The 18,105-nt window shown below is 60.1% G+C and carries 16 protein-coding genes; 5 read left to right on the top strand and 11 right to left on the bottom strand.

The features are described 5' to 3' along the window. Positions 1-34: 34 nt before the first annotated feature. The 7 genes from KHO33_RS18605 to KHO33_RS18575 all read right to left on the bottom strand — a co-directional run bounded on the left by KHO33_RS18605 (position 35) and on the right by KHO33_RS18575 (position 8,181). The gene (locus tag KHO33_RS18605) at positions 35-1,414 is read right to left on the bottom strand and encodes an amidohydrolase family protein (RefSeq protein ID WP_234475682.1); all 1,380 of its coding nucleotides are present in this window, start codon (positions 1,412-1,414) and stop codon (positions 35-37) included. 101 nt (positions 1,415-1,515) lie between these two features. Continuing rightward, the gene (locus tag KHO33_RS18600; protein WP_054033993.1) at positions 1,516-2,865 is read right to left on the bottom strand and encodes a nucleobase:cation symporter-2 family protein; all 1,350 of its coding nucleotides are present in this window, start codon (positions 2,863-2,865) and stop codon (positions 1,516-1,518) included. A 151-nt stretch (positions 2,866-3,016) separates the two neighbouring features. Continuing rightward, the gene (locus KHO33_RS18595; RefSeq protein WP_054033991.1) at positions 3,017-4,129 is read right to left on the bottom strand and encodes a CobW family GTP-binding protein; all 1,113 of its coding nucleotides are present in this window, start codon (positions 4,127-4,129) and stop codon (positions 3,017-3,019) included. 50 nt (positions 4,130-4,179) lie between these two features. Beyond that, complete coding sequence (locus tag KHO33_RS18590) at positions 4,180-4,794, bottom strand: UbiX family flavin prenyltransferase (protein WP_054033989.1); 615 nt, start codon at positions 4,792-4,794, stop codon at positions 4,180-4,182. After that, entirely contained in the window at positions 4,791-6,188 is a 1,398-nt protein-coding gene (locus KHO33_RS18585) for a UbiD family decarboxylase (protein ID WP_054033987.1), read from the bottom strand. Before KHO33_RS18585 ends, KHO33_RS18590 begins: the two co-directional genes overlap by 4 nt. Before the next feature lie 101 nt (positions 6,189-6,289). Further along, on the bottom strand, positions 6,290-7,216 hold the full coding sequence (locus tag KHO33_RS18580; protein WP_054033985.1) for an amidohydrolase family protein: 927 nt from the start codon (positions 7,214-7,216) through the stop codon (positions 6,290-6,292). Continuing rightward, positions 7,216-8,181 carry an amidohydrolase family protein gene (locus tag KHO33_RS18575; protein WP_054034264.1) on the bottom strand — a complete coding sequence of 322 codons (966 nt, stop codon included), beginning with the start codon at positions 8,179-8,181 and terminating at the stop codon, positions 7,216-7,218. The genes KHO33_RS18580 and KHO33_RS18575 overlap by 1 nt, the downstream gene beginning before the upstream one ends. Positions 8,182-8,423: 242 nt before the next feature. On the opposite strand from KHO33_RS18575, the gene KHO33_RS18570 reads away from it, so the two are divergent. Beyond that, positions 8,424-9,311 (top strand): LysR substrate-binding domain-containing protein, encoded by an 888-nt coding sequence (locus KHO33_RS18570; protein ID WP_054033984.1) that lies wholly within the window; start codon positions 8,424-8,426, stop codon positions 9,309-9,311. On the opposite strand, the gene KHO33_RS18565 is transcribed toward KHO33_RS18570, so the two are convergent. Further along, entirely contained in the window at positions 9,298-10,194 is an 897-nt protein-coding gene (locus KHO33_RS18565; protein ID WP_200561010.1) for a LysR substrate-binding domain-containing protein, read from the bottom strand. The genes KHO33_RS18570 and KHO33_RS18565 overlap by 14 nt on opposite strands. A 136-nt stretch (positions 10,195-10,330) precedes the next feature. Between KHO33_RS18565 and KHO33_RS18560 the strand changes: the two genes are divergently transcribed. The 3 genes from KHO33_RS18560 to KHO33_RS42140 all read left to right on the top strand — a co-directional run bounded on the left by KHO33_RS18560 (position 10,331) and on the right by KHO33_RS42140 (position 13,546). After that, complete coding sequence (locus tag KHO33_RS18560) at positions 10,331-10,858, top strand: (2Fe-2S)-binding protein (RefSeq protein ID WP_054033982.1); 528 nt, start codon at positions 10,331-10,333, stop codon at positions 10,856-10,858. Continuing rightward, positions 10,859-13,132 carry a xanthine dehydrogenase family protein molybdopterin-binding subunit gene (locus tag KHO33_RS18555; protein ID WP_200561008.1) on the top strand — a complete coding sequence of 758 codons (2,274 nt, stop codon included), beginning with the start codon at positions 10,859-10,861 and terminating at the stop codon, positions 13,130-13,132. Positions 13,133-13,195: 63 nt separating this feature from the next. Further along, on the top strand, positions 13,196-13,546 hold the full coding sequence (locus KHO33_RS42140; protein WP_234480335.1) for a substrate-binding domain-containing protein: 351 nt from the start codon (positions 13,196-13,198) through the stop codon (positions 13,544-13,546). Between the two features lie 339 nt (positions 13,547-13,885). Here the strand turns inward: KHO33_RS42140 and KHO33_RS18545 are convergent, their stop codons facing one another. The 3 genes from KHO33_RS18545 to KHO33_RS18535 form a co-directional block, all read right to left on the bottom strand. Next, the gene (locus tag KHO33_RS18545; RefSeq protein WP_128576004.1) at positions 13,886-14,470 is read right to left on the bottom strand and encodes a TlpA disulfide reductase family protein; all 585 of its coding nucleotides are present in this window, start codon (positions 14,468-14,470) and stop codon (positions 13,886-13,888) included. After that, a complete protein-coding gene (locus tag KHO33_RS18540) occupies positions 14,460-15,518 on the bottom strand; it encodes a transporter (protein ID WP_200561006.1) in 1,059 nt (352 codons plus the stop codon). Before KHO33_RS18540 ends, KHO33_RS18545 begins: the two co-directional genes overlap by 11 nt. A gap of 139 nt (positions 15,519-15,657) precedes the next feature. Next, positions 15,658-16,023: a DUF2946 domain-containing protein gene (locus KHO33_RS18535; RefSeq protein ID WP_200561004.1), complete on the bottom strand. Its 366-nt coding sequence runs from the start codon at positions 16,021-16,023 to the stop codon at positions 15,658-15,660. A gap of 593 nt (positions 16,024-16,616) precedes the next feature. On the opposite strand from KHO33_RS18535, the gene KHO33_RS18530 reads away from it, so the two are divergent. Further along, a complete protein-coding gene (locus KHO33_RS18530; protein WP_200561002.1) occupies positions 16,617-18,008 on the top strand; it encodes a surface-adhesin E family protein in 1,392 nt (463 codons plus the stop codon). Positions 18,009-18,105 lie beyond the last annotated feature (97 nt).

The following is an 18,105-nucleotide window of genomic DNA, read 5'->3' as shown; positions in this document are numbered from 1 at the left end:
TGCGCCCCTTGGGTGCTTGAGTGCTTCGATGGGGTTAGTCGGCGAGCAACAGCTTCACGCCCTCGGCCGCTTCATAGCGAAGCTGCTCGAGATCGAGGCCCGGAATCACGCCGTTGTCCACCACGACACGACCGTTCACCACGTTGTAGCGAACCCGAGCCGGTTCACCTGCCGTCACCGGCGCCACCGCCACGTCATGGAAGCCGTTGAAGCGCAGATCGCTGACGTCATACAGCACGAAGTCCGCTGCCTTGCCGACTTCGAGCGTGCCGACCGCATCGAGACCGAGCACGCCTGCGCCGCCCGCGCTGCCCCAATGAATCGTCTCTTCGACGGTGGTCGCCGACGCGCCTTGCGCCGCCCGATGCACTAACCACGCGAAGTGCGCTTCATTGGTCATGCTGCCGGATTCGTTCGAGGCGACGCCGTCTACGGCCAGCGACATCGGCACGCCCGCTGCCGCCATTTGCGGTGCCGGCGCAATGCCGCTGCCGAGGCGCGCATTGCTCACCGGACAATGCGAGCAGCCGCTGCCGGTTTCCGCAAGCATCGCGATTTCACTCGGCTGCAGATGCACGAGGTGAGCGAACCAGACGTCCGGCCCGAGCCACTCGTGATCGGCGACGAACTCGACCGGCAGTTTGTTGAAGCGTTCTTTGCAGAAATCGACGTAACGGGTCGTTTCGGAAAGATGCGTATGCAGCCTTAGGCCCATGCGCCGCGCCGCGCGAGCGACTTCAGGCAGCAGTTCTGGCGGCAGTGAAAACGTCGGCGTAGTCGGTGCAACTACCACGCGCCGCATGGAGGCCGCTCCCGAATCGTGATAGCGCGACTTCAAGCGCTCGACGTCGGCAAGCATCTGATCGAGCGTCTCGGGTTTCAACGCCACTTTGGAAAAGCCCGGATGGTCGCCCGCCGCCTGCAATGCGCCGCCGCGGCACAGCACGAAACGCATGCCGAACGATGCCGCTTCGTCGAAAAGCAGATCGCCGGTTTCGGTGGTGCCGTCCGCGTGATACAGGTAGTGGTGATCGGCACAGGTTGTCACGCCGGACAACAGTAACTCGGCAAGACCCAATCGCGCAGCGACGCGCGCCAGGTCCGGCGTAAAGCGAGCCAGCCGCGGATACGGCACGGCGGCCAGCCATTCCTGCAGATCGGCGTTGATGCCGGAGGGCACCGCCTTCAGCAGGTTCTGGAACAGATGGTGGTGCGTGTTCACCCAGCCCGGATAAACGACGCATGAACGCGCGTCGATCACGCGTTCATCGGCGCGCGGCTCGAGGTTGGGGGCGATGGCCTCGATACGGCCGTTGCGAATCCGCAGATCGACTTGACCCAGGCGCGCGTTATCGCCGCTTCGGCCGCTCATCACCGCGACAGGGTTCTTGATCAGCAACGCTTCAGTTTGCATGCTCACGATTCAATGTCCTTTCAGATACTTCGAAGCGGCCGCCGGTCCATGGAGGTACAACGGCCGCGCTCATCCTGCTGTCTCGGTCGCTAATTCGCGTACTAGGATTCGCGCACCAGGTTGCTGTGCGTCTCGACGACTTTTTCTTCTTCGTGCGCGCCGTTCAACACCGCGTTCAACACAACCGACACCAGACACGCCAGCACCACCCCGCTATGCAGGAAAGGCTGCGTCCAGTCGGGCATATGCTTGAAGACTTGCGGCGCCATCACCGGAATCAGCGCAGTGGCGATCGTGAAGCCAACGATCAGCACGTTGTAGCGATTGCGCTCGAAGTCCACCTTTGCCAGCGTCTGCACACCGGCCGCCACCACCACGCCGAACATCGCGATACCCGCACCACCAAGCGCCGCTGCGGGCGTTGAGGCGACCACCGCGCCGATCTTCGGCACCAGCGCCACCACGCACATCAGCACGCCACTGATTGCCACAACCCACCGGCTGCGCACGCCGGTGAGGATCACGAGGCCGACGTTCTCCATGAAGGCGATGAACGGAAATGCCGCGAACATGCCCGCAATCGCGCTCGCCAGACCATTCGCACGCATGCCGCGCACCACGTCCTCCTCGCTGACGTCCTTGTCGACGATGTCACCGATGGCGACGAACAGTCCCATCGATTCGACCATCTGCACCACCATCACCACGATCATCGTCAGCACCGGCACCAGCGAGAACACGGGCGTGCCGAAGTGGAACGGCATCGGCAGTGTGAACCACGGCGCGGCGCTGACGCTTGTGAAATTGCCCATGCCGAGCGAGCACGCCAGGATGCCGCCCGCGATCAATCCGATCAGCACCGAGAGATTGCGCAGGAACGGGCCGGCAAAGCGGTTGATCGCGAGAATCACCAGCGCGACGAACAGCGTGACGCTCAGGAAGGGCAGCGCGCCGAACTGCTGCTGAGCGGCCTCGCCGCCTCCGGCCCATTGATAGGCAACGGGGAACAGTTGCAAACCGATCACGGTCACGATGCAACCGGTCACCACAGGTGGGAAGAATCTTCGTAAGCGTCCGACCAAAGGCGCTGCAAACATCGTGAAGAGACCCGCGCCAATCACCGCGCCACACACGCCTGCAAAACCGACGCCCGGACTCAAACCGATCGCGATGACCGGCCCGACGCTGCTGAACGCGACGCCTTGCAGAATCGGCAGTCGCACGCCGAACTTCCAGACGCCGACGGTCTGCAGGATCGTCGAGATGCCTGAACAAAACAGGGCGGTGCTGATGAGCACGGTCGTGTCGGCGGGCGACATCTTCAGTGCCGACGCGACGATCAACGGGACTGCGATCGCACCGATATAAGCCACTAGCATGTGCTGCAAACCGAGCGTGATCATCTGGCGCTTCGGCAGAATCCGATCAACGGGATGTATGGCGGTGTTCATGACGTGTCTCCTTTGTCACGCAAAGCTGCCGGCCGGAGTGGGTGCCTTGGCGTTTACTCCAGTCTCAGCACAGCGATTTTCGGTTTCTGGCCGGGACGCACCACACGGCTTTGCCGTGCAGCATCACTTCGCGCGCCGGCCAAGTCTCCCGTCAGGCCGCAACCGGCACGGCAAGACAGGCATGGAAGCGGTCGGTCAGCGCGGCGCGATCGAGATCGCGTCCGATGAATACAATGCGGCATGAGCGTGGTTCAGTGCCCCACACCTGCGCCGCGCGAAGTTCGATGACGTTGTGCACGCCTTGCAGCACATAGCGGTGCGATTGGCCTTGCAAAGCGAGAATGCCTTTCATACGGAACAGGTTGGTGGCGTCGGACTGACGTAGTTCGGTGAGCCAGACTTGCAGCGCGTCAAGATCGATGTCCGCATCGATTTCGATTCCCACCGAGGACACGCTTTCGTCGTGCTGGTGGTCGGCGTGATCGTCGTCATGATGGGCATGTTCATGATCGGGATGGGCTTCGTGCGCGTCGTGGTGATCCTCGTGTTCGTGCGCGTGGGTGTGCGCTTCTTCATGCAAGCCATCCGTTTCCACGAGAATCTGCGAAAACTCGTTCGCACCGACGCCGAGAATCTTGTCGAGATCGATCTGGGCGTAGCTCGATTCGACGATCTCTGCGGTGGCGTTCAATCCGCGAATGCGTTGCGTCAGTGAAGCGATATGTTCTGCGGTCACCAGATCGACCTTGTTGATCACGATGCGGTCCGCGCAGACGATCTGATCGACCGCCTGGTTGTCGCTGCCGTCGAGTACCAGATCGTCCAGGTGCGCGGCGATATGCTTCGCATCCACCATCGTGACAACCGCATCCAACGTCACCTGTTTCGCGATCGGGTCGTCAAGGAAGAAAGTCTGTGCGACGGGATACGGATCGGCGAGTCCACTCGTTTCGACGATGATGTGATCGAGCCGGTCAGGTCTTTCCACCAGCATGCGTACGATCCGCACCAGGTCTTCACGCACCGCGCCGACGCAGCACACGCAACCGTTCGTCATCTCGTAGATCTCTTCGGTCGATTCGAGCACGAGACCACCGTCGATACCGATCTCGCCGAACTCGTTTTCGATCACCGCGATCTTGCGCCCGTGCTTCTCGCGCAGGATGTAATTGAGCAGCGTCGTTTTGCCGGCGCCGAGAAAGCCGGTCAGCACCGTGACAGGGATTTTCTCGATTTCATTGTGGGTGGTGTGAATGTGATTCATGGCTCGTCTCCGTTTCTTCGTTCGTACTACGGTTGGTGCGGTTCGGCTTGTCAGGCGATATGAGGTGCTTGTGCCGCTTCATGTAGCGCGGCTTCTGTGTCGCCATCTCGCCAGCGTTTGACGGTGCCCGCTTCGAGACCGAACAGATCGAGCACGCGGCCAAGCGTGTGGTCGATCATCTGGTCGAGCGAAACAGGGCGCGCGTAGAACGCTGGCACAGGTGGCGCGACGATCGCGCCCATTTCAGTGACGGCGATCATGTTGCGCAGATGCGCCAATGTGTAGGGGGTTTCACGCGCCAGCAGCACCAAGGGGCGGCGCTCTTTCAACGTGACGTCGGCGGCGCGCGAGATCAGGCTCGACGACATGCCGCTGGCAATTTCGGCAAGCGTCTTCATCGAACAGGGCGCGACGATCATGCCCAGCGAGCGGAACGAGCCGCTGGAAATGGCCGCGGCCATATCGTCGCATCGGTAGGTGAAGCTGGCGAGGGCGCTGACTTCGGCGAACTTGTAGTCGGTTTCATGCGTCATCGTCAGCAGGGCGCTGCGCGAGACGGTCAGATGTGTTTCGATGTCGAGATCGCGCAGCAGCTGCAGCATACGCACGCCGTATGTGAAACCGGACGCGCCGCTGATGCCGACTACGAGTCGCCGCGGGGTCATTGCCGTGCTCCGATGGCGGCGCGAGCCAGAATCTCAACCGCTTGTTGTGACGCCTGCTCGCTGATCTTCGCGCGAATGCCGTCGAAGTGGGAACCGCGTGTCGCGTCGATGCCCATGCGCGAGGTGGTGCCCGCCGCGGAAGATGAAGGATCGAGCGGACTACCCGGTAAGCCATCGACGATAAACACGTCCTGATGCGGCTGGAAATGCGTGGCGATGGCCCACAGCACTTGCGAATCGTTGGTGATGTCGATATCGCTATCCACCGCCACCACGTTCTTCAGATACGGGTCCCAGCCGAGCAGCGCGAGCATGATCTGGCGCGCTTCGCCGTCGCGTGTCTGATTCAGCGCGACGTAGCAGTGGAAGTGCGTGCCCGAGTTCGGATAGTGCAGCGCGGTGACGGAAGGAAAGCGCGCCTTCAACTTCTCGCTCATTTCCGCTTCGCGCGGCAAGCGGGCCAGCGTCAGGTGTTCGGCGTAAGGGCCGCCGACAACATCGACGAGCCATGCATCGTTGCGCCGCATCATCGTGTCGACGCGCAGCACGTTGTTGGTGGAGCGGTCCGACGAATAGCCGGTGAATTCGCCGAACGGACCTTCTTCTGCGTGAGCGTCCGGATCGATCGTGCCTTCAAGGACAAACTCAGCGGAAGCGGGAACGCCGATGCCGTAACGCGGCGTGCGTACCAACTCCAGCGGCGCGCCGAATAATCCCCCTGCAATCGCTCGCTCGTCCGTACCGAAGGGCACGCGCGCCGCGGCGGCCAGCATGAACAACGGATGCGCACCGATCACCATCGCGACTTTCAACGTGTCACCGCGCGCTTGAGCGGTTTGCAGCATGCGCCAGAGGTGGCCGCGTGAATGCAGGCTGGTGGCGAGCGCATTGCGGGCATGCCGCATCGAACGGTGATAGCTGAGATTCGCGACGCCCGTCACCGGATCTTCGGCAACGATCACCGCGTTGGTGATGTACGGGCCGCGATCGGTGTCGAAGTGGCGGATCATCGGCAGTTGCGCGAGATCGACGGCGTCGCCTTCGACAACCTGATCGAGAACCGGACCGGTCGGAACGAAAACCGGCGCGATAGGGGCATTCGCACGTTGTTGGTAGGCGTCGAATAAGCCCGACGCAGCGACGTCGAATAAGCGCCCAATGCGGGTACGTGAAGCAAAGAAATTGGTGACCAGCGGTGTCGCAATGCCGTCGACCTTTTCGCAGATCAACATGTCATGCCGTCCGCGTGCGGCCAGTTCGGCCACGATAGCCGTGACGTCCTGATCCGCGGCCACCGGCTGCTTGATGGTCAATACATCGTCGGGAAACTGCTCGCGATACGCAAGGGCAACGCGATGAAAATCCTGCGTGGCGCGGAAGAGGTTATCCGCCATAGTGAACTCCGTCGAAAGCGATAACGAAAGCGGACTGTCGGGGGAGGCAGGCGCGGCACCAACCGTTGGCCGCACCTGCCCTGCAGCAAGCGCTAAACGCGTTAAGCAGGCTGCGTTACGTCATTCACGTAAGTCGCCTTCAAACGCTTCTCAGCTTCGGCCAGATCTTTAGGCGGCTTGGTCGGTTCGATGCCGACCAGGCGGGCGATGTTGTTGCCCATATAGTCTTCGAGACCGTCTTCATCCAGATCCATGCCTTGCGGCGCCGGACCGCACAGCATTTCGAGCTCGCGCAGCCACATACCCGGCTCGTTCGGCGGCGAATCGGTACCGAAAACGATCTTGTTGCGCGGCAGCTCACGAGCGAATTCGACGATGCGCGACTGATAGCACCAGCCCGATTCGCAATACACGTTTGGCGTATCCATCGCCATCCAGAACGATTCGAACGAGTAATTGCCGCCCGTTTGGATCCCGAAGTGACCGATGATGAAATTCACCATCGGGAATTCGCGGATGATCGGATAGAACTGCGTCGGAATCGTGTACGGGCCGTCGCCGGTGTGAATCAGCACCACCACGCCGAGCTCCGCGCACTTCTTCATCGCCGGGCGCAGCCAGTCGAGCGCACGATCCGGGCGATAGCCGTGCATGTTCGCGTGCAGCTTGAGCATCTTGAAGCCGTACTCTTTCACGTGGAATTCGAGTTCGGCGGCGCCGTTCTCCGGACCCCAACGCGGGTTGTACGTAAAGTTGCCGATAAAGCGATCCGGGTACTTTTGCGTCAACTCGGCGATATACGACATGTAGTCGCGAATGCCTTCACGGCCGCGGCGATTGCCGTCGCGATAGCCGGTGTTGCCAGGCGGCGGCTGAATGAAGCCCATGTCGATACGGCGCGGCTTGCCGTTGATGATGTACGGACCGTCCATCATCTTTAGCAGGCGTTCACCGGTGAACGGTTCGCCGGTGTGGCGCCACGCTTCGTCGACGAGATTGGTCGGGTGCAGATGGGTATCGATGATCATCAGCGGGCTCCTGCGTAGGCTGTTTGAGATGCCTGAGCGGCGTGCTTCTGCGAAGTGCCGGCATGGTGTTTCAGATAGGCTTGCGCTTCCTCGACGCTCCTCGGAGGCGCACTCGGTTCGATGCCGATCATGCGGGCGAGGTTGTTGCCGAGGTAATCCTCGAGCGTGTCTTCGTCGAGATTCAGGCCTTGCGGCGGCTCGTGGCACAACACTTCGAGCAAACGCAGCCACATGCCTGGTTCATTCGGCGGCGTGTCCGAGCCGTAGAGAATCTTGTGCGTCGGCAGCACCTTCGCGAATTCGACAATTCGCGATTGCAGGCACCAGCTCGATTCGCAGTACACGTTCGGCGTATCGAGCGCCATTTGATACGGCTCGAAGCAATACACGCCACCCGTCTGCACGCCAAAGTGCGCCATGATGAAATTCACCGACGGGAATTCGCGGATCAGCGGATACCACTCGCTTGGAATGCTGTAGGGACCGTCGCCGGTGTGCAGCTTCACGAGCAGGCCGAGGTCCGCGCATTTACGCAATGCAGGACGCAGCCAGTCGAGCGCTCGGTCGGGACGGTATGCATGCATGTTGGCCTGCAACTGCACCATCTTGAAGCCGTGTTCCTTCGCATAGAACTCGATCGCTTCGGCGCCGTTCTCTGGACCGCAACGCGGGTTGTACACGAAGCAACCGATCAGACGGTCCGGGTACTTTTGCGTCATTTCGACGGTGTACGCCATGTAATCGTCGATCGATTCGCGGCCCGAACGATTGCCGTCGGTCCACGTATAAATGGTGTTGCCTTGCGGCGGTTGAATGAAGGCCTTGTCGATGCGGCGCGGCTTGCCGTTGATGAGGTACGGGCCGTCCATCGTTGCGATCAGACGCTCACCGGTAAATGGCTCGCCGTCGTGGCGCCAGGCGAGGTCGACCAGATTGGTCGGGTAACAGCTGGTGTCGATGATCATGTACTCGATCTCCTTGAGAGGAACTGGTGTATCCAGTTGCCGGATCGCGGGCAGGCGCATCGATGGAACGGAGCCCAGACAGGCTTGCCCATGCGGCCCTTTGCAAGGCGCCATTTTTGTGCGCCTTCCCCTCGCCGGCATCGAGTGTCACACTGATGTGCACTGCTGCTTGCGATGCAGTCTCACAAGATAAAAACGCTCTGTACAATATTTTTTAACCACGATCTTGATACGTTCTCGATATGGACATCCGGCTGTTGCGTTACTTCGCGGTACTTGCCGACGAACTGCATTTCGGCCGGGCAGCCGCACGGCTGCACATTTCGCAGCCGCCTTTGAGTCAGCAGATTCGCATCCTTGAAGAAGAGATGGGCACCGCGTTGTTCACGCGCTCGCAACACCGTGTCGAACTCACCGATGCAGGGAAAACACTTAAAGAGCAGGTGCCGCTGATCTTCGCGCAGTTTGAACGCGCGATCGACCTGACGCGTTGCGCGGGGCGCGGCGAAGTGGGAAGTCTCGAGATCGGCATCATTAGCTCGGCGATGGTCGATCCGATTCCGCGCGCACTGCGGGTATTTGCGGAGAAGCATCCGCAAGTGCAGTGGACGCTGCATGAAATGACACCTGCCGCGCAGATTCTCGCGCTCAAGGAGCGGCGCCTGGATGTGTGCTTCTTCCGGGTATCGCATGAGGACCCGGAGATTCGTAGTGAAGTGGTGATGCGCGAATCGGCGGTGGTGGCGCTGCCGTCAGGGCACAGGCTTGCCGCGCGTGAGGAGATCGCGTTGCGCGAGTTGGAGGCGGAGCGCTTTGTGTCGTTCGGTTTGCAGCAGTCGCAGCTCGCGCGCTTTCTGCAGGACTGTTGCGTCGAGGCAGGGTTTACACCGCAGATCGATCAGGAGGTGGTCGAGGTGCATACGCTGCTGTGTCTCGTGCGCGAAGGGCTGGGCGTGGCGTTGCTGCCTTCGTCGGCACGGCAATTGACGACCGGTGGTGTCGCGTTCGTGCCGCTGGCTGCGCCGCGTCCCGAGGTGTCGCTGCATGCGCGCTATCGGGCTGAGGATCCGTCGCCGGTGTTGTCGTTGTTTCTCGATACGGTGCGCGAGGTGGCTGCTAGCATGGGCTGACCGTTTGCGCGACCAACTCGCGAATCACGTCGATCAGGGGCGCAACGCGCGCCGCTTTCTCGCGGGGCCATACGGCATACAGGTTGTAATGCGTCGGAATTTCAACTTGAGTGAGTTCGACCAGACGCCCCTCGCGTTTTGCATCCGCTGCGAGCAGGCCACGCGCTAAACCCGCGCCCACGCCTGCGCTGGCCGCTGCAATCAGTCCGGCGGCATTGTCGAACACGGCGACTGCATCCGGTTCGACCTCGGGCATACCTGCCGCGGAAAGCCACGGAATCCACGAGCGTTTCGTATAGCCGAGCAAGGGCAAATCGAGCACCTGTTCGGGCGTGAGCGGCAGACTCAGCCCGCGCGCTTCAAGAAGCGCGGGCGAGGCCATGGCAGTCAACCGATCGCCGCAAATCAGCGCGTTCTCGAAACCTTCCCATTCTCCATACCCATACCGCAACGCAATATCGATGCGCTCAAACGCGCTACGTTCATGCCGCGGCGTGGACAGTACCGTCAACGACGTGCCGGTCAACGCATCGAGTAAAGCAGGCAAGCGCGTGACCAGCCAGCTCTGCGCGAGTTCGGGATCGACGTCGAGCGTGATCGACTGCTTGACCGTGCGTTCTTTCACTGACGACAACGCGCGATCGATCTGCTCGAAGCCATCCGCCAGTTGATTCGCAAACAGTACGCCCGCATCCGTCAGCACCACGCGGCCGCTTTCGCGCACGAACAAGGGCTGCCCGACGAACTCCTCGAGCGTGCGGATCTGCTGGCTGATCGCGCTATGTGTGAGCGACAACTGGCGCGCCGCGCTCGAAAAGCTGCCGACGCGTGCCGCTTGCAGAAAGGCCTGCATCGACTGAATGGAAGGGTAGCGTTTCAACATGGGTGTTAGCCGGACTTACCGATGATGGAAGAAATCGTCGCTGGCGTTGTGCTTAACGGCTTTCAATAATGGCCGCAAGCACGCGGACCCTTTGAATCACGCGCCGCGCTGCACAACACCATTCAGGAGACAGCGCATGATCGAGATCGTGGTCAACGACACGCGGCACTCGCTCGACAATGTACCGGAAGACATGCCCCTGTTGTGGGTGTTGCGCGACCGGCTCAAATTGACCGGGACGAAATTTGGCTGCGGCGGCGGCTTTTGCGGGGCGTGTACGGTGCATCTGGAAGGCGAGGCCGTGCGTTCCTGTTTGTTGCCGATTGCCGCGGTGGCGGGAAAACGCATCACGACAATCGAAGGTCTGTCGAAAGACGGCAGGCATCCGCTGCAACTCGCGTGGGTGACGGAAGATGTGCCGCAGTGCGGCTACTGTCAGTCTGGTCAGTTGATGCAGGCGGCCTCGTTTCTGAAGGACAAGCCGACGGTCAACGATGAAACCATCGCGACGGCCATGTCCGGCAACATCTGCCGCTGCGGGACCTATTCGCGCATTCGCAAGGCGATCAAACGCGCCGCTTCCGGTGATTCGGCGCTCGCATCGGTCACGTGGGGCGAGTCCATCTGCGCTTCCGTCTGCACCTCCACGAAAGAGGAGGCTTGAATGCGCAACGACAAGCAAGCACTGAACGGCGCACACGGCGCGGCGCGTCGACGTTTCATCAAACAGAGTTCGGCGTTGTTGGCTTCGGGCCTAGCGATCGGTTTTCAACTGCCCGGGGCTTTCGCGAAAGACGCCAACGTAAGCGGCGATCCTAAACCGCAGGCAGGCGAGTTCGAACCGAACGCATGGGTGCGCGTACTGCCTGACGACACGATCAAACTCGTGGTCCATAAGCACGACTCGGGCACGGGGACGCGTACCGCGTTGGCTGCGGTTGTCGCCGAGGAACTCGATGTCGATCCGTTTCGCGTGGAGGTGATCACGCCGGAGAATCCGTTTTACGGGGACTACATTCATCCATTGTGGAAAGTGTTCTCGACAGGTGGCAGTACCAGCGTCTCGCTTGAATACGATCGCTTGCGGCGTGCGGGGGCAACCGCGCGTGCCATGTTGATCGAAGCCGCGGCGAAACAATGGAATGTGACGCCGTCCGCGTGCACGACGGAAAACGGCTTCGTTATCGATAAGGCAAGTGGCAAGCGCGCGAACTATGGATCGTTGGCGAGCGTAGCTGCGCAATTGCCCGCGCCGAAAGACGTCGCGTTGAAAGACCCGTCGCAGTTCAAGTACATCGGCAAGCTGCAGAAGAAGCGTGGCGCCGATCTGAAAGCGAGAGGGGCGTTTCCGTACAGCATCGATGTGTCGTTGCCGGACATGCTGGTGGCAGTTGTCACGCGTGCGCCGGTGATCGATGCGCGTGTGCGGAGCGTCGATGCTAAAGCCGCATTGGCCGTGCCGGGCGTGCGGCAGGTGTTGCAGATTCCTGGTCGTCCCGACCTGCTTGGCGGCAATCAGGCGGGCGTTGCTGTGTTGGCCGATGATTATTGGTCGGCGCATCAAGGCCAGGCGGCGCTGAAGGTTGAGTGGGAAGACAGTCCGCTGGAAACCTTCGACAGCAGTACGCTCGCCGCACGTCAGGCTGCCTGGCTTGACGATCCTGTTGCGCATGTTGTGCCGACGATTCAAACCGGCGACGCGAAGACTGCATGGCCACATGGTGCGCGTGTGATCGAGGCGTCGTATTCGATGCCCTATAAGGCGCAAAACGCGCTTGAGCCGATCAATGTCACTGCTTGGGCGAAGGATGGTCGCATTGAGTACTGGGGCGGTTTGCAAGTGCCTTCCACGGTGCAGGAAGCGGCTGAGGTGATCGGCGGGATTCCTGCTGAGCGCGTTGTGTTGCATGAGCTTGTGTCGGGTGGCAGCTTCGGTTCGCGCGAATCGAAGTACTGGTTGTTCGAAGTGACATGGCTTGCGTTGAAAGCCGGCAAGCCGGTCAAGCTGATGAACAGCCGCGAAGATGAAATGCGTGCGCTCTTTTATCACTCGGCGAGTTATCACCGTGCTAAAGCCGCATTTGATGCGCACGGTAATCTCACCACTTTGCAGTTGCGTGCCGTGATGCCCGTTTCGCCGGAACAGTGGGAGCCGGGTTATTTCGATCGTCCGGACCGGATGGACTACAGCACCACCGAAGCGATCAGCAAATACGAGTTCGCTTACGATGCGCCGCACGTCGATATTGGTTGGGTACGTCACGAGACCGGTGTCCCGACGGGTTGGTATCGCGCGGTGAGTTATATCCCGAACGTGTTCGCGGTGGAGTCGTTTATGGATGAGGCCGCGCATGCCGCGCGGCGCGATCCGATTGAGTTTCGGCTTGCGTATATGAAGGACCCGCGGCATAAGGCGGTGTTGCGCGAGGCGGCGGAGCGGGCTGGGTGGGGGAAGGCGTTGCCTGCGGGGACGGCGTTGGGTGTGGCGACGAATCAGGCATACAGCAGCTATGTTGCGGTGGTGGCACGCGTTGTGAAGAAGGGTGATGCGGTTGTGGTTGAGAAGCTGAGCTGTGTGGCGGATTGCGGGTTGGCTGTGTCGCCGGGTGGGGTTGAGGAACAGTTGTATGGCGGGCTGATGTGGGGGTTAGGGCATGCGACCGCGGATCGGATCGATATTCGGCATGGGCAGGTGGAGCAGAAGAACTTCGATACGTATCGCGTGATGCGGATGCGTGATATGCCGGAGGTTGATATTTTGATTATGCAGGGGGATCCGGCTAAGCCTGGAGGCGTTGGGGAGTTGTCGAGTCCTTCAGTGGCGCCGGCTGTGGCTAATGCGGTGTTCAGGTTGACGGGGAAGAGGTTGAGGGATACGCCGTTTGGGTTGGAGGGGCTGGGGGCGGATGGGAAGGTTGGTGGGAAAGTAAAGGCTTGAGCGGGCGCCTGCGACCCGTCTCGAGGGGACGGCCCGTCTCTGACCCAACACGACCATAATTTTTTGCCTGAACGGCTGGCCCGATCGGCTAGCGCGGATATCTTCAGCCGCATTGATCGTAATTTCCGATTGCCCGGCGCGTACATCCAGTACATCGAGCCTACCCCGCTAATGATGATCGTCGCGACCGGGGATGGCCTGACGCCGGCGGATCTGCGCAGCGGGCCCGTCATCATGCGTGACCAGCGCATGCTGTGCGTGCCGAGGGATCATCCATTTGTCGACGCCGGCCTGCTCGATCTCGAGCTCCTTTCACAGGAGCGGCTCGTGCTTCGGACACCCGACGATCGCATTACTCATCACATGATGAGCGGGAACCCTCGGCCTTCTCAGCATCGATCCACAGACTTGTGAACTATCCCTATGCCCATCGAACCGTCCGAAGTCGGACCGTTTCGGTCAGTGAGAGCTGCGGCGTAAATGCCCGAAACTGGCCCGAACTGAGTCCGACGACCCACTCCGGCCCTTGGACCAGGCGTCACTTCTTCGGCTGCTTTGTGGGTACAGCGGTCATTTATCCCTTCGGGCCGGTCGGCAAGTCATCAGCCGTAGTGGTCACTGGTGGGACCACGAATCAGGGCCGTGCGAACGTCCACCGCCAGGAAGGGCGAACGCTCCTTCGCGCTCCACACCGACCATCCGTTTTGCTCAAAAGCAGACGCGCACCACAATCCGCACCCGTCATTTACGCATCTATTGCCTCAGAAGTGGCGTGACAACGCGTTGCAAGCGCTCGGACGTCCAAACGGGATATTTGTCGTCCCATCCGTTGTCCGCGAGGAGACCCGTTCGTCCAATCGTGAAGCTCACCGGAATGCGCCACATGCGCCCGTAGTCGCCTGCCCAGGCGCTGCCCAGAAGCCCCACCGGAAAGCTAAGGCCGGCGGCAACCTCACGAACGGTTGACAGTTCGTCTGCTCCATCCAGGCTGAACCCGAGCACTTGCAGCCCCCGATCTGCGTTGCGCGCGGCGTAGGCGGACAGCAGAGGCAATTCGTCACGGCATGGTTCGCACCAGGTGGCCCAGAACGTCAGGATAACCACTTTGCCGAACAGATCAGCACTGTTTATGCTTCGGCCATCCAGCGTATGAAGGACGAGCGGCGGAGCGGGGTGACCAACGGCCAGCGTGGCAGCGTGGGTCGCCAGGGGGCGGCCCAACCCGCCTGCAGCCAGAGACAATGCGAGCACCGCACGCAACCACGCCCGCCGCGCAGTCAATGTTGAGGACGCAGGATCTTCATGCGTCAGTGGCGCTTGCGGAATGTCAGAACGCATAGCTCATCCCCACGTTACCAGTCCAGCGCGGAAACAACTGATAACCGTCGAGCTTGCTGTATATCGCGCGCTGCACGAAACCATATATCTCCAGGTTTTTCCATACGTTAACAGTGATGCCGGGGCTGACATAAACGACCGTTCCCGCTGTGTTCGCCGTATCCGCGAGCGTGCCCTGGTCATGGCTCTTGCGGGTAACGTTTATCTGCAACTGCGGAACCCACTTCGGGTTCGCCTCATAGCGCAGGCCGACGCTCATACTGGCCAGATTTCCGGGGCGGTACGTCGCGCCGGCATGATCGAGATTTTCGACGATTGCGGACTGGAATTGCCCGTTAATGAACGCGTCGAAATTCTGGCTGATCGCCTGGTAATAGTAGGCCCCTACGATCAGGTCAGTACTGCCGGTGCCGGGTTGCAAGCTGGTGTCGAGCGCCTGGCCCGCAGCCGCATTGGGGCCATTCGAGAAGAACACCGGATCGTGCCCAACGGTTGCACCTGTATTGACATTCTGACCACCGTATCGGCCGGTGGGTAACTTGACACCAAGCTGCAATCCAAGATTGTGCGTTGGCAGAAAACCCTGATAGCTGGCGATCAGCTTGATATCTCCCAGGCCTTTGCTGGTTGCGCCGCTCACGTTGTCGGGAGTGAGCTGGTCCGTCGTCGCGTTGCCGTATGTCGTGTGGCTACGGTAAATGTAGGGAATGAGAGCACTGAAATTCCAGCTCGCGCTGGGGCTATAGCTGATGCCGAGATTGATGTATCGATTGATCGTCTGGCGCTCCACCTCCTGACTGCCACCGGCGTCATTGATGCCGGCGGGCTGCGTGTTCGAAACTGAACCGGTACCGCTGCGCAACTGGTTCTGGTTGATGAAGTCGTATTCGATATTGATTCGCCAGCCTGGGGCAGCGGAATAGCCCATCGCTGCATCGGTGCTCAAGGAGCAGCCGCAAGTGGCGCACGCGTAAGCCGCAGCGGGAAAAATCGCTGCCACGACAAAAGGCAGCGTGCAGCGCAATAGCGCGTTCTGGTTGGTAGACATGATTTCCTCTCTGCTCGATGCGGGCGCGCGTCACCCCCCTCCTTGGGTGGAAGGACGTGCGTGTTTTCCTCAGACGACAGACTGCCGCGCCGGCCTGATTACGAAGCAGGCTGACGCTGCGGATGACAGGAAACAACGACTAGGAAAGGACGGGAGGAGCGCGAGGCCGGCCAGAGGGAAACGCGGCGGGGTGAGGAACAAACGGGGGCGGCGCCGATACTTGCGCAACCGCTAACAGTACCGTTGCAAAGAAACCGGCGGGAGGAACGCTCAGCGCTGCTACATGATGAGCGAGGAGATCGCAGTACCCACACGCCGCGAGCTTGTCCTGGGACGTATGGTGTGCAGTGGGAGCGTCACTTTCGACTGCCGAACAAATGGCACTGACGGGCACATCGGCGCGGGACGCAACGAGCAGCTGACTCACGAGCGGCGCAAAAACCACAAGCCACATGGCGATGAGGCCAAGCCATGCGACAGAGTGTTTGTGGGCGCGGAGCTTCATGGTAGTCAAAAATTTTTCAGGATTCTATCCGTCGGGAAGCGGGCCTGCGTCGCACTTCCCTTATGCGTGCCATCAGCCGGAAGGGGCCGGATCGGCTGGATGGGTACTTCGTTGGGTAACTGGAAGTCAGGACCGTTTCGCGCAGAACAGAAAGCGCCTGCGGTCAGATCGAACCGTTGATCGGCTGAAAGAGTTTGCGAGACCGGCGGTGCGAGCATTGCCATCGGGATTGCAAGCAATCTGAGAATGCCGCCAATCTTCGAATGGAAAAAGCGAGGCATGATCTTGACGGACCGACCGGCTAGTGTGTTGTAGACGATTGTCGCGCAAGCTTTTGACAGCGCCGATGGGTAGATATCCTACAAAACGGTAGGGAAAGGACGGGATATGCCCCGCGCTATAACGTCTGATGTACCAGCGGAGTGGACGTTCGAAAGTCCGCGTGAAAGCGTAGGTCAACGTCTTTAACGACAGATCTGCTAACGACTTTAGGCATGCTTTTTTTGGGGGGCTAAAGATTGGCTTTTCGGGCGCCGTTAAGCCTGTATCCCAATCCTCTTTTTCGATCGATGAGCAGCCACCGAGTCCCTGGCATGGTTGCCGTATGCATGGCGCTTGTAAGCCTCCCAGTAGCGGCGGAAGTCTGGCAGCCGATTACGGCGAAAGGTGACCTCGACTATCTCGTCGATTCCGTGCACAGAATTGGAACCCATGTGTACCTGATTGACCGCGGCACGGTCAACTCGCCCCAAGGGCCGTTGAAATTTGAAGCTCCCATCGAGTTCGATTGTTCGCAACATGCGCTTCGCATGGCATGGGGAGACGTCCTTGTCGGGGGTCGCGCGCCTCAGCGGTCGTACGGCAAAAGTTTCGGGCACTATGCAGCCATGCCATTCGTCTCGGCGCCGGCCTCGGCCTATGGCGAAGCCATTCTTCAATGGGGATGTCACCTGCCGGTGCAACCGGAGCGACTGGTCAATATTGGTCATTCCAGCGGCGACAAACTGATTCAGATCGATACGCGCAGCATCAACAAATCCGGCGAATACACGTCGTTCTGGACGCGGTACGACTACCCTCAAATCCAGTTCGATCCGCCCTATGACGCACCGTACGACTCCAAGCGAGAATTCGTCACGGTGAATTGCGAGACCGGTCATTTTCGAATTTCGGTCGGCTATGACTTTACGCCCGAAGGCGCAGTCACCGACAACATGATCGCTCGCGACGACGCCGAGACGCCTATCGATTCGACAGACGACTACGAAGTCGCGATAAAGGCGGTTGCTTGCGGCAAACCCGTTGACCCGGAAACCTACACCGGAATCGGCGGCGAGACCCTCAGGGCCAAACAGCCGGTCTCCGCGGATGTCGACATCGACAGCATACCGGCTTCCCCCGCGGTGATCGCGCCCGCCCAAAGTTTCTATTCGATACTTCCAGACAGGCCGCCATTCACGACAGCGCGGATTGTGGAAACGTCGAAGAGCAGCAAGCTACCCACGGCCCGTATCGCGATCGACATTCGGCCGACAGCGGGCAATGTGGAGCGAGTTCGAGAAATCTACAGTTCTGACTTCTTCGTTGATCGCGACATGCTTGGACTGGTTCAACTCAAGTCCAAGATGAACATGCGGAGTTCGGAAAGCAGGACCGTGTACGTCGCGCAATCACTGACAGTCAATGCAAATACGTGGAAAGAAGGCGGAGAAGTATCGTTCGTGACTGAAAGCCACAACGTACCTGGTCAGGGTGAGCCCATAAAATATGGACTGAATTGTCATATCGGATCGCATGTCGAGGCGAAGGTCGTTAATGCGGGACTCGATGGATATGCGTGGCCACTCGATTGCAAGAGGCTCAACGGCGACATAGCGAAGGGATACTACATCGAAGCGCTCGGCTTTTTTATCACCACGCACGAGGATTCCAAAGACTTTGGTGTGAGTGATACTACTGTCGATAGTGTGACTATCGAGCGTTAGGGAAGGTGTATTTTTTATGGCATACGAGACCGTGTGCGGAGAAAGCGGTAGGCCCCTCGCATGCCGACAATTCCGCTCTGTTCCCGCGAGTCCGCGT

The organism is Paraburkholderia nemoris (assembly GCF_905221015.1).
Classification (GTDB): domain Bacteria; phylum Pseudomonadota; class Gammaproteobacteria; order Burkholderiales; family Burkholderiaceae; genus Paraburkholderia; species Paraburkholderia nemoris.
Note: the sequence above shows the minus strand (reverse complement) of the source record. Positions and strands in the feature narration are given on the sequence as shown.

Coding starts and splice junctions, on each gene's coding strand:
- KHO33_RS18605 (WP_234475682.1), bottom strand. CDS start 1,414: ATGCAAACTGAAGCGTTGCTGATCAAGAACCCTGTCGCGGTGATGAGC.
- KHO33_RS18535 (WP_200561004.1), bottom strand. CDS start 16,023: ATGAAGCTCCGCGCCCACAAACACTCTGTCGCATGGCTTGGCCTCATC.
- KHO33_RS18570 (WP_054033984.1), top strand. CDS start 8,424: ATGGACATCCGGCTGTTGCGTTACTTCGCGGTACTTGCCGACGAACTG.
- KHO33_RS18530 (WP_200561002.1), top strand. CDS start 16,617: ATGGTTGCCGTATGCATGGCGCTTGTAAGCCTCCCAGTAGCGGCGGAA.
- KHO33_RS18565 (WP_200561010.1), bottom strand. CDS start 10,194: ATGTTGAAACGCTACCCTTCCATTCAGTCGATGCAGGCCTTTCTGCAA.
- KHO33_RS18590 (WP_054033989.1), bottom strand. CDS start 4,794: ATGACCCCGCGGCGACTCGTAGTCGGCATCAGCGGCGCGTCCGGTTTC.
- KHO33_RS18545 (WP_128576004.1), bottom strand. CDS start 14,470: ATGCGTTCTGACATTCCGCAAGCGCCACTGACGCATGAAGATCCTGCG.
- KHO33_RS18540 (WP_200561006.1), bottom strand. CDS start 15,518: ATGTCTACCAACCAGAACGCGCTATTGCGCTGCACGCTGCCTTTTGTC.
- KHO33_RS18595 (WP_054033991.1), bottom strand. CDS start 4,129: ATGAATCACATTCACACCACCCACAATGAAATCGAGAAAATCCCTGTC.
- KHO33_RS18575 (WP_054034264.1), bottom strand. CDS start 8,181: ATGATCATCGACACCAGCTGTTACCCGACCAATCTGGTCGACCTCGCC.
- KHO33_RS18600 (WP_054033993.1), bottom strand. CDS start 2,865: ATGAACACCGCCATACATCCCGTTGATCGGATTCTGCCGAAGCGCCAG.
- KHO33_RS18585 (WP_054033987.1), bottom strand. CDS start 6,188: ATGGCGGATAACCTCTTCCGCGCCACGCAGGATTTTCATCGCGTTGCC.
- KHO33_RS18555 (WP_200561008.1), top strand. CDS start 10,859: ATGCGCAACGACAAGCAAGCACTGAACGGCGCACACGGCGCGGCGCGT.
- KHO33_RS18580 (WP_054033985.1), bottom strand. CDS start 7,216: ATGATCATCGATACCCATCTGCACCCGACCAATCTCGTCGACGAAGCG.
- KHO33_RS18560 (WP_054033982.1), top strand. CDS start 10,331: ATGATCGAGATCGTGGTCAACGACACGCGGCACTCGCTCGACAATGTA.